Annotated in this window: 17 protein-coding genes; 12 read left to right on the forward strand and 5 right to left on the reverse strand. The window is 65.6% G+C overall.

Going from position 1 to position 14,864, the window contains the following annotated elements:
• Positions 1-148 precede the first annotated feature (148 nt).
• Positions 149-1,087 carry a LysR family transcriptional regulator gene (locus DBY63_RS00525; protein WP_223855448.1) on the forward strand — a complete coding sequence of 313 codons (939 nt, stop codon included), beginning with the start codon at positions 149-151 and terminating at the stop codon, positions 1,085-1,087.
• On the opposite strand, the gene DBY63_RS00530 is transcribed toward DBY63_RS00525, so the two are convergent.
• Complete coding sequence (locus tag DBY63_RS00530; RefSeq protein ID WP_027599740.1) at positions 1,084-1,545, reverse strand: Rid family hydrolase; 462 nt, start codon at positions 1,543-1,545, stop codon at positions 1,084-1,086. The genes DBY63_RS00525 and DBY63_RS00530 overlap by 4 nt on opposite strands.
• A gap of 269 nt (positions 1,546-1,814) precedes the next feature.
• On the opposite strand from DBY63_RS00530, the gene DBY63_RS00535 reads away from it, so the two are divergent.
• The 6 genes from DBY63_RS00535 (at position 1,815) to DBY63_RS00560 (ending at position 7,342) form a co-directional block, all read left to right on the forward strand.
• Entirely contained in the window at positions 1,815-2,501 is a 687-nt protein-coding gene (locus tag DBY63_RS00535) for a hydrolase (protein WP_027601982.1), read from the forward strand.
• Positions 2,502-2,567: 66 nt separating this feature from the next.
• Entirely contained in the window at positions 2,568-3,131 is a 564-nt protein-coding gene (locus tag DBY63_RS00540; protein WP_077172561.1) for an antibiotic biosynthesis monooxygenase, read from the forward strand.
• A gap of 73 nt (positions 3,132-3,204) precedes the next feature.
• Positions 3,205-5,043: an amidohydrolase gene (locus tag DBY63_RS00545; RefSeq protein ID WP_108581023.1), complete on the forward strand. Its 1,839-nt coding sequence runs from the start codon at positions 3,205-3,207 to the stop codon at positions 5,041-5,043.
• Positions 5,044-5,385: 342 nt separating this feature from the next.
• Positions 5,386-5,814 carry a nuclear transport factor 2 family protein gene (locus tag DBY63_RS00550; protein ID WP_027599744.1) on the forward strand — a complete coding sequence of 143 codons (429 nt, stop codon included), beginning with the start codon at positions 5,386-5,388 and terminating at the stop codon, positions 5,812-5,814.
• Between the two features lie 282 nt (positions 5,815-6,096).
• Positions 6,097-6,654, forward strand: coding sequence for a hypothetical protein (locus DBY63_RS00555; protein WP_108581024.1), 558 nt, complete (start codon positions 6,097-6,099; stop codon positions 6,652-6,654).
• 187 nt (positions 6,655-6,841) lie between these two features.
• The gene (locus DBY63_RS00560) at positions 6,842-7,342 is read left to right on the forward strand and encodes a DUF4126 domain-containing protein (RefSeq protein WP_108581209.1); all 501 of its coding nucleotides are present in this window, start codon (positions 6,842-6,844) and stop codon (positions 7,340-7,342) included.
• Positions 7,343-7,392: 50 nt separating this feature from the next.
• On the opposite strand, the gene DBY63_RS00565 is transcribed toward DBY63_RS00560, so the two are convergent.
• From DBY63_RS00565 to DBY63_RS00575, 3 genes are all read right to left on the reverse strand, one after another.
• Positions 7,393-8,079, reverse strand: a complete 687-nt coding sequence (locus DBY63_RS00565; RefSeq protein ID WP_108581025.1) for an LrgB family protein — start codon at positions 8,077-8,079, stop codon at positions 7,393-7,395.
• Positions 8,072-8,422, reverse strand: coding sequence for a CidA/LrgA family protein (locus DBY63_RS00570; protein ID WP_027599748.1), 351 nt, complete (start codon positions 8,420-8,422; stop codon positions 8,072-8,074). The genes DBY63_RS00565 and DBY63_RS00570 overlap by 8 nt, the downstream gene beginning before the upstream one ends.
• 334 nt (positions 8,423-8,756) lie before the next feature.
• Positions 8,757-9,377 carry a TetR/AcrR family transcriptional regulator gene (locus DBY63_RS00575; protein ID WP_027601977.1) on the reverse strand — a complete coding sequence of 207 codons (621 nt, stop codon included), beginning with the start codon at positions 9,375-9,377 and terminating at the stop codon, positions 8,757-8,759.
• A gap of 196 nt (positions 9,378-9,573) precedes the next feature.
• Between DBY63_RS00575 and DBY63_RS00580 the strand changes: the two genes are divergently transcribed.
• The 5 genes from DBY63_RS00580 (at position 9,574) to DBY63_RS00600 (ending at position 14,444) form a co-directional block, all read left to right on the forward strand.
• Positions 9,574-10,782 carry a serine hydrolase gene (locus DBY63_RS00580; RefSeq protein WP_256594339.1) on the forward strand — a complete coding sequence of 403 codons (1,209 nt, stop codon included), beginning with the start codon at positions 9,574-9,576 and terminating at the stop codon, positions 10,780-10,782.
• Positions 10,783-10,909: 127 nt separating this feature from the next.
• Positions 10,910-12,244, forward strand: a complete 1,335-nt coding sequence (locus DBY63_RS00585; protein ID WP_108581027.1) for an alginate export family protein — start codon at positions 10,910-10,912, stop codon at positions 12,242-12,244.
• Positions 12,245-12,285: 41 nt separating this feature from the next.
• Entirely contained in the window at positions 12,286-12,774 is a 489-nt protein-coding gene (locus tag DBY63_RS00590; protein ID WP_108581028.1) for a DUF3237 domain-containing protein, read from the forward strand.
• Between the two features lie 77 nt (positions 12,775-12,851).
• Complete coding sequence (locus DBY63_RS00595) at positions 12,852-14,024, forward strand: MFS transporter (RefSeq protein WP_108581029.1); 1,173 nt, start codon at positions 12,852-12,854, stop codon at positions 14,022-14,024.
• 165 nt (positions 14,025-14,189) lie between these two features.
• Complete coding sequence (locus DBY63_RS00600) at positions 14,190-14,444, forward strand: DUF2790 domain-containing protein (RefSeq protein WP_108581030.1); 255 nt, start codon at positions 14,190-14,192, stop codon at positions 14,442-14,444.
• Positions 14,445-14,538: 94 nt separating this feature from the next.
• On the opposite strand, the gene DBY63_RS00605 is transcribed toward DBY63_RS00600, so the two are convergent.
• Entirely contained in the window at positions 14,539-14,742 is a 204-nt protein-coding gene (locus DBY63_RS00605; protein ID WP_108581031.1) for a hypothetical protein, read from the reverse strand.
• Positions 14,743-14,864 lie beyond the last annotated feature (122 nt).

Genomic DNA, 14,864 nt, shown 5'->3' on the forward strand with positions numbered 1-14,864 from the left:
GGTACCGCCAGCGCCCTTGCCCGACCGTGGTTCTGCCATGGCCTTTTTCGTATGATGCCCGACAACAACCGACGGAACCTCAGGTGTGGACGCCTCAGCAAAACCGGCTTCTCCAAGCCAACCTGATCAGGCTGCAGCGCGCTGGGATGTGGGGGCGGCGGTCAGCCAGCTGTCCTGGGACGACCTGCGCATCATCAAGGCCCTCAGCGAGTCCGGCAATCGGGCGGCGACCGCCAAGAAACTGGGCATCAACGTCTCCACCGTCTCCCGACGGGTCGCACAGGTGGAGAAAACCCTGGGTGTCGCCCTGTTCGACCATCGTCGCTCCGGCTACCAGCTGACCGTCGAAGGCGAAGAGCTCCGCGCCCTGGGCGAGCGGGTCGAACTGGATATCGTCAGCGTCGCCCGACGGGTATCCCGCGCCGCCCAGGGGCCATTGGGCAAGCTGCGCATCACCACCAGCGACTCGCTGCTGCTGTACTTCCTGACCCCCATCATCGCCGATTTCAAGGCGGCGAACGATGGCATGACCATCGAGGTGCTGGTGGGGAATCAGACCTTGAGTCTGGCCCGCGACGAGTCAGACATCGCGATCCGGGCCACTAGAAAGCCCGCCGACAGCCTGGTCGGGCGCAAGCTGGCCACCATCGCCTGGGCCGCCTATGGCAGTCGTGGCGGTGCGCGGCAGGAGGATCCCTATGCGGCCGGTCAGGCCTGGGTGTCCTACACCTCCGCCCTGGCCAACCTCAAGGCGGCTGCCTATCTGGAATGCCGGGTGGCGCCTGAGGATGTCTCCTACCGTACCGATTCGGTCGCCGCCGCCAGTGCGGCCATCGTGGCGGGGCTGGGTTTCGGCTTTCTGCCCTGCATGCTGGGCGATACCACGCCCGGCCTGGTGCGCGTGGGGCCGGTGGTGCCGGAGCTCAACGACGAACTCTGGCTGCTGACCCATCAGGACATCCGCAAGTCCTGGCGTGTTAAGGCCTTCATGGCGTTCTGTGCGGCGGCGGTGGCCGAGCAGAAGGCGCTGGTGGAAGGTCAGCGCCCGTTTGCCACTGCGCCCGAAGAGCGCGAAGCCTCTGCCTAGCGCGCGCGACTGCCAATCACCGCCCGGCAGGCGATCTCGATCAGCTGCGGGCGCTGGGCCAGCCGCGAAACACCTATGATGTTGCTGGCGCAGCGCGGTGCCTCGCAGCCGTAGGCTGCCTTGCGCACCTTGCCGACGACGGCGAAGGCGGCGTCCATGTCCAGCACATAGAGGGTTTCCTCGACGACGTCCTGCAGGGTGGCGCCATAGAGCGCGAGCAGTGTGGCGATGTTGTCGTAGGCGGTGCGCATCTGCTCGCCCATGGTGGAAAAGTCGCTGGGGCGGCCCTCGCTGTCCAGCGGTGCCGGCGCTACCAGATTGCCGTCCGCGTCGTGATTGAACTGCCCCGAGACGAAGATTTCGTCACCCACCCGACGGGCCTGCGGATAGCCGTAGGCCTGCTCCCAGGGTACGCCCCAGTACGCCGTGTCCTTGTCCCTCAACTGTGCTGCTGCCATTGCCTGTTCCTCGCGGAAAGTGGATTCGCGCTGTGGAATCCGGGTGATTGGAAGGCCACACCCTAGCAGCCCCCAGGCGAATCCAATGGCGCAAATTTGCGCTTTCAAAGGCGCAAAAGTGCACAAGCACAGCCTCGATTGATCCCTTACCTTGGATAGCAGTTCCGGTCACAACCGCTGCGACCGAGGCCATCGCCCCCTTGAAGGCGAGCCGCCCAGATCGCCGCCCGGAGCACATCCCAAACCACACTCAATCGATAGGTGAAGCCATGAACAACTCCAAAACCGAAGTCCTGACCCCCCTGAACAGCCAGCTGATCTTTATCGACCAGCAGCCGCAGATGGCCTTTGGCGTCCAGAGCATCGATCGCCAGACCCTGAAGAACAACACCGTCGGCCTGGCCAAGGCCGCCAAGATCTTCAACGTGCCGACCATCATCACCACGGTCGAAACCGAAAGCTTCTCCGGCCACACCTATCCCGAGCTGCTCGCCGTGTTCCCCGAGGCGCCGCTGCTGGAGCGCACCTCCATGAACTCCTGGGACGACCAGAAGGTGCGCGATGCGCTCAAGCGCAATGGCCGCAACAAGATCATCGTTTCCGGCCTCTGGACGGAAGTCTGCAACACCACCTTCGCCCTCTCCGCCATGCACGATGCCGGCTACGAGATCTACATGGTCGCCGACGCCTCGGGTGGCACCACCCAGGCCGCTCACGACTACGCCATGCAGCGCATGATCCAGGCCGGCGTGATTCCGGTGACCTGGCAGCAGGTCCTGCTGGAATGGCAGCGCGACTGGAAGAACCGCGACACCTACGACGCCGTCATGGCCCTGGTGAAGGAGCATTCCGGCGCCTACGGCATGGGCGTCGACTACGCCTACACCATGGTGCACAAGGCCCCCGAGCGTATCGCCCACGGCCCCACCCTGGCCCCGGTCGCCGCCGCCGTCTGAGCCCCTGCCAGCCCCACCGTATCAGGCGGGGCTGGCGCTTCCCCAGTCCAGGCAGGAGTCCTGCTCATGAACCCCGCTCTTACTACCGCGACCCTGGTCGTCCGCCACCAGGTCCATCCGCAGCACGAACAGCGCTACGAAACCTGGCTGCACCAGACCATCGAGGCCGCCAGTCAATTCCCGGGGCACCTCGGGGTGGACGTCGGCCGGGAGCGCCATGGCGATGCCCTGCAGTTCACCTCGGTGCTGCGCTTCGACGAGATGCAGCACCTGCAGGAATGGCTCGCGTCCTCCGCCCGGCAGTGGCTGGTCAGCCAGGCACAGGGATGGCTGCAGGACGGCGACAACACCGAGGTCCGGCTCGGCAAGGACTTCTGGTTCGCGCCCCGGCCGGCCGAGCAGGCACCGCCGCGGTGGAAGCAGGTGGTCGTCAGCTTCCTGGTCATTCTGCCCCTGAGCCTGCTGGTACCCGCGCTCTGGCAACCGGTATTCGGCGTGGCGCCCTGGTTGGCCGGCTACCTGATGAGCAACCTGCTGATCACCCTGAGCATCGTGGTGCTGGTGGTGTACCTGTTCATGCCGCTGGCCACGCGGATGCTGGATCCCTGGCTGACCGCCGACCCCGCCTAGGGCGTGGCCCCGGCCCCTGCCCTCACCCTTTCGCCCTCTACAACCCTTCCGTTCGTTCACAAGGACCCTACCCATGAGCGCCGATCTGATTCTGTTCAATGGCCGCCTGCACACCGTCGATCCCCAGCAACCCCAGGCCACCGCCGTGGCGATCAGGGATGGCCGCTTCATCGCGGTGGGCACCGATGCCGAGGCCATGGCCTTTCGTGGCACGGCGACGCGGCTGATCGATCTGCGGCAGCGTTGTGTGATCCCCGGCCTCAATGACTCGCACCTGCACCTGATCCGCGGCGGCCTCAACTACAACCTGGAGCTGCGCTGGGAGGGTGTTCCGTCGCTGGCGGATGCCCTGCGTATGCTCAAGGAGCAGGCCGAGCGCACGCCCACGCCGCAGTGGGTGCGGGTGGTGGGTGGCTGGACGGAATTCCAGTTCGCCGAAAAGCGCATGCCTACCGTCGAGGAACTGAATCGGGCCGCGCCGGACACGCCGGTCTTCGTGCTGCACCTCTACGATCGCGCGTTGTTGAATCGAGCGGCGCTCCGGGCGGTGGGCTATGACCGTCACACCCCCAACCCACCCGGCGGCGAGATCCAGCGCGATGCCAAGGGCGATCCCACCGGCATGCTGATCGCCCGGCCCAACGCCCTCATCCTCTACGCGACCCTGGCCAAAGGGCCCACGCTGCCGCTGGAATACCAGGTCAACTCCACCCGGCAATTCATGCGCGAACTCAATCGCCTGGGCGTCACCAGCGCCATCGATGCCGGCGGCGGCTTCCAGAACTACCCGGAGGACTACCAGGTGATCCAGCAGCTGGCCGACAACGACCAGCTCACCGTGCGCATCGCCTACAACCTCTTCACGCAGAAGCCCAAGGAGGAGCTGAACGACTTCAAGCACTGGACGAGCAGCGTCACCCTGCACCAGGGCACCGACTTTCTCCGACACAACGGCGCCGGCGAGATGCTAGTGTTTTCCGCCGCCGACTTCGAGGACTTTCTCGAACCCCGGCCGGATCTGGCCCCGAGCATGGAAGATGAACTGGAGCCGGTGGTGCGCCATCTGGTCGAGCAGCGCTGGCCGTTCCGGCTGCATGCCACCTATGACGAGTCCATCTCGCGCATGCTCGATGTCTTCGAAAAGGTCGATCGCGACATCCCCTTCAACGGCCTGCCGTGGCTGTTCGATCACGCCGAAACCATCAGCCCGCGCAACATCGAGCGTGTCCGGGCCCTGGGCGGCGGCATCGCCATCCAGCATCGCATGGCCTTCCAGGGCGAATACTTCGTCGACCGCTACGGCGCCCAGGCGGCCGAGGCCACCCCACCGATCAAGCGCATGCTCGCCGAAGGCGTACCGGTCGGGGCGGGTACCGATGCCACCCGGGTGGCCAGCTACAACCCCTGGACGGCGCTCTACTGGCTGGTGAGCGGCAAGACCGTCGGCGGCATGAGCCTCTATCCGGAAGGCCTGCCTCGGGCCACCGCCCTGCAGCTCTTCACCCACGGCAGCGCCTGGTTCTCCAGCGAGCAAGGCAAGAAGGGACAGCTCAAGGTCGGCCAGCTGGCCGATCTGGTGGCGCTCTCGGCCGATTTCTTCAGCGTCGAGGAAGAGCAGATCAAATGGCTCGAATCGGTGCTGACGGTGGTCGGGGGCAAGGTGGTGCATGCCGCCGGTGAATTCGCTGACCTGGCACCGCCAGCCGTACCGGTCATGCCGGACTGGTCACCGGTGGCCATCGTACCTGGCCATTGGCGCCCCGCGGCCCCGCTGGCGGCCAGCCTCCACCAGTGCATCGGCTCCTGCGCCGTTCACCAGCACCAGCACGATCGCGCACGCCGCAGCTCGGTGCCGGTCAGTGACCACCAGGGCTTCTGGGGAGCCTTCGGCTGCTCGTGCTTCGCCTTCTAGCCCTGCACCGCCGTCAATTGCTGTCGGCTCGCTGCGGTCGCGGCAATGACCACTCATGAGGGCCCTAGGCACCTTGGTCCCTGCGCTCAGGCAGTGCCCAGACGCGCGGGCCCAGCATCCCGGCGCTTGCCGGCCTCGGGTTGGGTTCTGCGGGCACCTGCAGGTGCCAGCCAGTCGCAGCCAACAGGCCAGGCATTCCGCCTTCCGCGGAATGTGGCCAGGGCTGGCCTTACGCCTTTCCGCCAGGCACAATCCCATAGTCATACGATGACCGACAAGAAGGGTCGTCCTGTGACGTCTGCTACGCCCCCTTTCCGACAACTACAACAAAAGGATACGCGCATGAAAAAGCTGAAATTGGCGGTAGGTTTCCTGTGTCTGTTCAGCGGCTATGTCGCCGCGGCTACCGGCGATGAAGGCGATGTCGCCACTGCGGTCGACAAGCTGACCCAAGCCATGTGGCACAAGGATATCGCGCAACTCGATGCCCTGACCGCGGACAACCTGACCTACGGCCATTCGAGCGGCAACATTCAGGACAAGAAGGCCTTCATCGCCGACATCGAAACGGGCAAAAGCGCCTTCAACGAGCTGAAGATGCTCAATCAGAAGATCACGCTGTCCGGCGACGTCGCCCTGGTGCGCAATCACTTTTCCGCCCAGGCCGTGAACAGCGGGAAGGTCGTGCCCACCGAAATCGAAAACTTCCAGATCTGGCAGAAACAGAACGGCCACTGGCTGCTGATCGGTCGCCAGGCCTTTCGCTTCTGATAGCCCCGAGCAGTCACTGAACCTCGCCTAGGCCTCGGGCGCGCACCTGCCTCCTCACGAGCCGCCCGCCGAATTCAGGTGGACGGCTCGGGCGCGCACCCTCCGTCCCTGCTCCAGGCAAGCCATGGGGTGCGGCGATGATCAGATGGCAAGGTCCCTACTCCCTCCGCCGGGCGGGGTGCGGATCACCGGCCCGACTTGGCTTCCCGCCTGCGTCGTCTACCCTTAAGGAATCCATCATCCTTTCGGGGGCATGATGGATTCCAGGACGCTGGAGGCATCATGGATCTGATCATTCAACACTTCGAAGGCCAGCCCTTCGTCAGCAACCCCTATGTACCGGGCACTTCCCTTCGCCAGGATCTGTTCGAGCGGCAATTCACCATCCTGCTGCACGGGACGATGAAGCGCTTCGAAGACGCCGGGCGTGGCACCTTCCATGTCGCTGGGCATATTCAGCTCGGCCAATGCGGCGTGCTTGATGACGTTCTCCGGATCGCCTTGGCGGCGGTCCGCCAGGATCGCTATCCGATCCCCGTGGCGGCGCTCGACTTTCACCCCAAGCGGATCTCCGTCTCCGATCGTCACGGCCACCTGGTCATGGCCGGCAAGGTGGATCGCGAGCACCGCCGCATCGACTGGATCGACCCCTGCAGCTCGGCCGAGGAAGAACAGGTGGTGCTGGCGCAGCTCCAGCTGTTGCGTTCGCGCTCGGCCTTCCAGCACGACTGGGACCATTTCCGGACCTCGCGGCTGCTGGATACCGATGCCGACCTGCTCAAGGGCCGGCTGGTCCACAAACCCTGGCGGCCCCACGTCCGGGCACTGCTAAGTGCCTGATCACACCCCATCCGGCAGGAGCGTCGCCGCTTCCTGACGACAGGACCGGTAGCGAGAGCGTCCGCGCCGCGAGACCGGAAGGCGGGCATCCCTGGATACGAGCAGGCGTGCGACCCGTGGTGCCATCCAGCTGAACAGCCACCCGTGGATTCGGTCCCTATTGGAACGACCATTGGGAGACTCGACGATGACGACAGCCCGCAATGTCTTGTGGGGCGCCTTGGCCATTGGCGTGGTGACGGGCATGCGCAGCATGCTGGCGCCGACCCTGGTCAGCCGGGCACTGGCGGAACGTGCGGACCTCGACGAAGCTTGCGAACCCGCTCGCACGCTCGCGTCGCAGCCCGTACGGCAGTACCTGCTGCCCCTGGCGGCCGGCGAGCTGTTGGGCGACAAACTGCCCTTCGCCCCGGACCGTACCATAGCGCCCTCTATGTTGGTCCGTGCCCTGTCCGGCGGCCTCAGCGCGGCAGCTCTCGCCGGCGCGCGGCGGCAACCAAGGCTGTTGCCTGCCGTGATCGGGGCGACGGCGGCCTGTGTCGCCGCCCGGGTCGCGATAGGACTGCGCAAGCGCTACGCCGCTGACACCTGGATCAACGCGGGTCTGGGCCTGGCCGAGGACGGCATCGCCTTTTCGTTGGGCCATGCCGGTCTGCGGCGAGCCCTGCAGGAGCCCCCGAGGCCGTGACGCCCGGACTGGCCTGCCACGCCCCTTCCCGCCCGCTCGGGCAAGGTCGCTCAAGCACCTAGCACCCAGGGCAGTACCAGTGCCGTCAGGATGCCGAGCAGGATCATGCCAAGTGCCGAAAAGGCCGCCGTCTCCTGACTTTCGCGCAACGCATGGGCGGTGCCTATGGCATGGCCGTTCATGCCCAGGGTCAGGCCGCGGGCCGCCGGATCCTCCACCTTGCAGACCTTGAGCAGCGGCAGCGCCAGCGTGGTGCTGATCACGCCGGTCAGCATGACGATCACCGCGGTCAGGGGCGCGATGCCACCGAAATGATCCGCCAGCGGCAAGGCGATCGGCATGGTGACCGATTTGGGCACCAGACTCATCAGCAGGGTCTCGGACAAGCCGAACAGCCAGCCGAGGGCCAGGGTCAGGGAGACGCCCACCACGCCACCGACCACGAGGGTTATCAGCAGCGGCGTGCAGAGTGCCCTCACCCGCTGGGCATTCTTGTAGAGTGGAACGGCCAGGCCCACGGTGGTGGGCCCGAGCAGCATAGCGAGCATCCCGCTGGCGCTTCGATACTGCTCGTAGGGAATGCCATCGATCCAGAGCACGGTGGCGACGATGGCCGTGGTGACCAGCACCGGTTGCAGCATGACCAGGCGCAGGCGCTGCTGCAGCACGAGCGCCAGCTGATAGGCCGCGAGCGTTAGGGACAGGGCCAGCAGGGGTGCGAGGGATTGATCAGCCATGGTCTTTGCTCCGTCCGATCAGGTACTGCAGCAACCAGCCGCACAGCGGCACCGTGACCAGCAGAGACAGCGCGATGACCAGTACCAGGCGCAACCACACCGACGCCTCGAGACCGCTGAAATCGACGATGCCCACCGCCGGCACCACGAGCATCAGCGGCAGGTACTTGAGCAGGTTGCCGGCCATGGTCTCCACGCCTTCCGGCACGCGACGCAAGAGCATCAGCAGGGCGAAGAGGACGATGATTCCTATGACGCTGGCCGGAATGCCGCCTATATGAGTCGTCAGATAGACGCCCGCCAGATAGCAACCCACCAGCATCAAGAAGCCCGCTATAGGCATAAGCACTCCATTACCTTGTTGTTCTGCGCAGCCCGCACGCGCCGCACCGGCCCGTTGGATACGGCAGGAGTATCGATCCGATAAGGCGGTTCAACGTTCACCTGCTGCACGCGGACTCACTATAGGCGCATCTGAAAAGGGCTGGGCACCTCCCTGCCGGGATAGGTGAGAGGCGCTCGCCTTGGTCGGCTCACTGTTGGGTTGGCGCCGCGATCCGCTTCGCCTGCCCCCTGCCCTCGCAATCGTAGCGCCGTAGAGCACCCCTGAGCGAAACCTGACGAGACGCCAGCCGACCCGCAAAGACACTGCCACGGCTGATGACGCCGCTGGCGCCTCACGCCGGCAGCGCGCGCATGCCCTCGAAGATCAGGCGCGTGGTGTTGCGCACGTTGGCCGCGTGGCCTTCGCGATCCAGCGGGTCACTGGCCGTCAGCCGCAGCAGCTGCAGATGGGAGTAGTCGTTGAGCAGAAAGGCGGCCAGTTGCACATCCAGGTCGGCGCGCAACTTGCCGGCGGCCTGCAACTCGCGCAGCACCTTGGCGATCTCGTCCTGCAGGCCGCTGTTCATCTGCCGGTAGGCCAGGGGCAGGCCGCTGTCGCCCCCCACCAGCACCAGCGGCAGCAGCTCGCGCCAGAGGGCGGCGGGCAGGACATCCAGCGCGTAGCTGACCAGCAGGTGCTCCAGGTGGCAGAGCGCATCGACGGGATCCGCGAAGTCGCGGAGGTGCCGGCGCACGTCGACCAGGGCCCGGCGATCGGACTCCTTGATCATCTCCAGGATGATCTCGTGCTTGCTGCCGAAATACTTGAACACCGTGGGCGCCGAGACGCCGGCTTCGCGGGCGATCTGCTCGACGGTTGTCTCGCGAAAGCCCTGGCGCTGGAACAGCATGACCGCCGCGGCCGAGATGGCGGTGCGGCGTGATTCCTTCTGACGTTCGCGTAGCCCGCTCACCGTCGCTCCTGATTCCTGGGGTGCCAGAGAGGATAGCTGGCCAGGCTTCGGTACAGAAAATATTTTATTGACTAAAGAAATTAACAGGGTTAATTATTTTCTCGTACCTGCTCTACGCAGGGCCACTGCCAGGATGAGTCTGATGAACCAGAGCCTCGATCGCTCCCTGGTTTCCCGGAGTCGGGAAGTCAGCGAGATGTACGACAGACAAGAACAAGAGCCCGTACTGATGCAGGGTTTTCCGGCCGAGCCGGACCGGCGCGTGACCTGGGCCAACTGGATGTCACCGCCGTTCAATCGCTGGGGCTTCCGTAATCTGGCGCGCCTGCGCCCTACCATCGAGGTGGCGGCCGGACCGCGACCGGACAGGGTGCTGGCCCATGCACCCGAGGCCCTCGAAGCACTGAGATTCGAGAGCAGCTGCGGCCGCAGCGTCAGCGCCCTCGACCATCTGCAGGCCAGCAAGACCGACGGCTTTCTGGTGCTGCACCAGGGCCGGGTGGTGTACGAGCGCTACTTCAACGGCCAGGTCGCCACCGACCGCCACATCATGTTCTCGGTCACCAAGTCGCTGATCGGGTTGCTCGGCGAGCAACTCATCCACGATGGCGTGCTCGATGCCCAGGCGCTGACCCAGCGCTATGTGCCGGAACTGGCCGGCAGCGCCTTCGGTGACGCCACCGTCCGCCAGTTGCTCGACATGGCCGTGGGCGTCCACTACACAGAGCTCTACGACGATCCCACCTCGGAAAGCTCCCAGTACGGCTACGCCTGTGGCTTCAAGCCGGCCCTGCCCGCGTACGCCCAGTACGAGTCGCTGTACCAGTACCTGCCATCGCTGCGCAAAAGAGGCGAGCACGGCGGCCTCTTCCACTACGTGACCGCCACCACCGAGGTGCTGGCCTGGGTGATGGAGCGCGCCAGCGGCCTGGGCTGCGCCGAGCAGTTGCAGCGGGTATGGCAGCAACTCGGCTGCGAGCGCGACGCCTACTTCATGGCCGACCCCTGGGGCCGCAGCGTCGCCGGCGCCGGCTTCAACGCCACGCTGCGCGACATGGGCCGCTTCGGCCTGATGCTGGCCAATGGCGGTGTGGTCGATGGCCAGCAGGTCATCGACCAGGCGGTGATCGAGGCCATCGCGGCCGGCGGGGATCCGGCCGTCTATGGCGTACACCAGGACTTCTCCGACTGGACCCCGGGCGCCTCCTATCGCAGCCAGTGGTACGTCTTCAATGACCACAGCCCGGCCCTCATGGCCAGCGGTATCCACGGCCAGTACCTGTTCGTCGACTTCGCCTCGAAGGTGGTGATCGTCAAGCAGTCGTCGCTGCCCGAGGCGGTCACCGAACTGGACATCGATACCGTTCGCCTGCTGCGCGCCATTGCCGCCCGGTTGCGCGGTTGATCCACCCCTAACGAGATCGAAGAGCGCCGGCTCGCCAGCGCTCCCACCTGCACTGTCAGGTATCCGGTGGTCGCCTTGGCCATCCTTCACTGCCCTGTAATACAAGAAAAATAGTCAGGAGCTCCACATGTGCACAACCAAGCGCCTTCCCGGCGTGCTGCTGGCGCTCGGCCTGCCGCTGGCCAGCCAGCCGGCCCTGGCGGGCTATGCGTTCGATTACGAGAATCTCAGAGGTGACCTCAACCTGACGGTGGGCGCCGGTTCCATCAGCACCCGGGGCGTCAACTTCGGTGCCGGGCGCGTGGATGCCCGCAGCGGCCAGAACAACGGCAGCCGCAGCGCCTGGCAGGAGTTCTACGTCAAACCCGGCGTCACGCTCGACTATTCGCTCAGCGACAGGCTCCATCTGCTCGCCGGGGGCTCGGTGGTCGGCGCCACCACCTTTGGCGACGGCGATGCCGGTGGCTTCACCCGCAGTTCGGACGGCCGTTTCGCCCCCGAAGAGCTCTATGCCGGGGTGCAGCTGGGCGACTGGAAATTCACCGCGGGCCGCCAGAATTTCATGGTCGGCACCGGCTTCATCGTCATGGACGGCAATCTCGATCTGTTCGGCGATGGCGCCTACTGGCTCGGTCCGCGCACTGCCTTTCGCGACTCGGCGATCCTGGCGTGGGGGCAAGGTCCGGCCCAGGCCCAGGTCTTCACCCTGCGCACCGACGATCACTACGGCGACTTCCGCCTGAGCGGCGCCAACCTGGATTACGACCTCGACGGCCAGGTGACCCTCGGCGCCCTGGCCATGACGGTCGATACCTTGGCCAGCCGAGACAGCACCGCGGTCCGCCGCGACGGCATGCGGGTATACAACCTGCGGGCCTTGCGTGGTCACCTGCCGGGCCTGCCCAACCTCGCCCTCAATGGCGAATACGCGGTGCAGCGCGGCGGTGACGGCGCCCTCAGCTACGACGCCAGGGCCTGGTACGCCCAGGCCGACTATCAATTCCAGGACCTGCCCTTCAGCCCCACCCTCGGCTATCGCTACGCCGTCTTCTCCGGTGACAGCAACCCGACTGACAATCGCCAGAAAGCCTGGGACCCGCTGAGCAAGGGGTTCACGGACTGGAGCACCTGGCTGATCGGCGACGTGGTGGGCAACTACCTGCTGTTCAACAGCAACGAGCGCGTCCAGCAGTTCTCGCTGAAGAACCGCCTCGGCGACACCCTCACCCTCGGCGTCATCCACTACCAGTTCTGGCTCGACCAGGCCAACTTCCGCGGCGCCGCGGTCAGCGATCGACGTTTCGCCGACGAGACCGCGGTGTATCTCGACTGGACCCCCAACCGGCAGTTCTACGGCTCGCTCTCGTACAACTGGGTGCAGGCCAGGTCGGCCGCCCGCCAGGCGTTCGGCGATAACGAGCGCTTCAGCGCCCTCGAGCTGTACTTCACCTATCGCTACTGACCACCAGCCACCACTGCCCCCGAGGGGCACAGGAGAGCGTGATGAATACCAAGACAGAAAACGGGATCGCCGTGCCGACGCTGGAATGGGTGCTGAGCCTGCATGTGCTCATCGATCCGGCCGATGGCCTGGGCGCCTGCACGGATGGCCAGCGCAGCAACTACCGCATCACCGGCGGGCAGTTCGAAGGCCTGAACGTGCGCGGCGAAGTCATCGCCGGCGGCGCGGATTTCTATCTGCTGCGCAGCGATGGCGTGGGCGAGCTGGACGCTCGCTACAGCCTGCGCAGCGACCAGGGCGAGTGGATCAACATCCACAACACCGGCCTGATCACCCTCAGCGACCGGGGCCGGGCGCAGGTCGCCCAGGGCCTCTGGCCCATCGCCGAGGAGGACTATCACTGCAGTTGCACGCCGCGCTTCCAGGTGGCCAGCGGCAGGCTCGACTGGCTGACCCGTAGCGTGATGATCGGCAAGGTGGGCTATCCCGCCGCCGACCAGGTCGCCATCCATTGCTATCGCCTCACCTGACCGCCCACCCCTCTCGCAGCACGGCTTTCTACTGAAACGGCAGGCCCCGTCGTGGCCTAGCCGGCAGGTAAATGACCATGACCATCGCCCATCAAACCCTGGTACGCGCCGCGTGCATCGCCATCGCCGCCGCCTCGATCCTCGTCATCGGTGTGCAGCCGATCTTTATCGGACTGCTGACCGAACGCCTCGGCCTGAGCCTGGCGCAGCAGAGCTGGACCCTGTCCGTGGAGATGTGCGGCTCCATCGTCGGGACGCTGCTGTACCTGCCGATGATCTGCTTCCTCGGTCCACGCACCCTGGCCCTGGGCACCGCCCTGCTCCTGCTGTTCGCCAACACCGCGACCGCCAGCGTCACCGCGCTCGATCCGCTGCTGGCCTTGCGCGGTCTCTCGGGTCTCTGCTCGGGTGTGCTCTACTCCTACGCCATCTACTGGCTGGGCAGCATGCCGGGCCAGGACAGGTCCTTTGGCATCCTGCTGTTCGTGCAGACCGCCCTGTTCGCCAGCAGCGCAGTGATCATGCCGATGATCGCCCAGTGGCAGGGTTTCGCCGGGGCGATCTACTACCTGGCAGCCTGGTTCGCCCTGGTCTGCCTGCTGAGCCTCTGCCTGCCGGCCAGGCACAGCCCGGAAACACGATCCGTCTCCCAGGCGTCGCTACGCTCCGGCCTGACGGTGATCGGCGTCTGCTCGCTGCTCGGCATGCTGTTCCTGCAGCTGTCGATCTATTCGCTGTGGGGCTTCGTCGAGGGCATCGCCAGCGACGCCGGGGTGGCACCGGTCGATATCGGCTGGGCGATCAGCCTCGGCCTGCTCGGCGGCCTGCCCGGTGCGGCGCTGCCGAGCCTGGCCGGGCGGCACCTCGGCCGGGTGCCGATGATTCTCACCGGCTCCCTGGCCGTGCTCGGCGCCATCTACCTGCTGGCCACGCGCATCCACACCGCTGCGGATCTGCTGCTCGCGGTGTTCCTGATGAAGTTCGGCTGGAACCTGGCGCTGTCCTACTACATGTCGCTGGTGGTGACCCACGATCCGAGCGGTCGCCTGACCAAGCTGGTCGGCGTGGTGCAGGTCGCCTCGGCCGCGGCGGCGCCGACCCTGCTGGGCCTGATCATCGAAGGCAACGACCGGCGCAGCCTTTTCGTGCTGTCCTCAGGGGCCATCCTCATCGGCTGCGTCCTGGTGATCGTCATGCTGTCCTGCGGGCGGCGCCGGGTGCCGGGCAAGACACTGGACTGCTCGGTCTGAGCGTTGGGCGCCTGGTAAGAGGTCCGCGCGGATCTCTCGGCCTTCTGCGCAACCAGGCGACAACCTCCATGACCAATTTGTCATGCGCCGGTCAGGCTGACGTCCCCCCTGTCCTCCTAGAGTGGCCCGGTCAGCGAATAGCTACCCCACTCAAGAGGACTCATCATGAAAGCACTGCTGCTCGGTCTCTTCGGTCTGCTCGCCACCGGCTCCGCCCTGGCCGCTCCCGACCATCCCGTCCTGATCCACGACCAGCCCGGCTTCTTCGTCCCCCTCGACGTCGACCGGGTGGTCAGCCAGACCGACCTGAGCGCCCAATGCGGGATCGTCACGGCCCGCCTCGACTACCTGGATCACGCCGGCCGGGAACATGAGCTGGATTACCAGGTGTTCGGCAACGGCTGCTACAACCAGAATTGAGGCGCTAGTCGACTCAGTGCCGAAGGAGCGCCTGAATAGGCGCCTCCCTAAGCCGGACTCCGGGCGCCTCACGCCAGGCGCCGGCCGCCAGACACTAGAAAAACCGATAGGCCTTGGCCAGCGCCCGCTCCAGCACGGCGATGCAGGCGTGCTCGTCCGCATAGGACAGGAACTGGCGCTGGGCATCGGCCTGGGCCTGGGCATGGGCCTGGGCCAGACGCGTCTTGCGCTCGGCCAGCTCCTGCTCCAGCAACGAGGTGCTCATACCCAGATCACAGCAGGGGTTGGGGCCATTCATAGAAAACTCCGACAGATGTGCAGACTGCGTCATCAGACAAGTTTTTGAGATTTGGTTCACAAATCGTAGCGAATCTCATTGTTGCTGAATATGCGTTCCACCGTGGTGTTTCCCGACCCCTC

The sequence above is a fragment of the Pseudomonas sp. RIT411 genome (assembly GCF_003057735.2).
GTDB lineage: Bacteria > Pseudomonadota > Gammaproteobacteria > Pseudomonadales > Pseudomonadaceae > Chryseomonas > Chryseomonas oryzihabitans.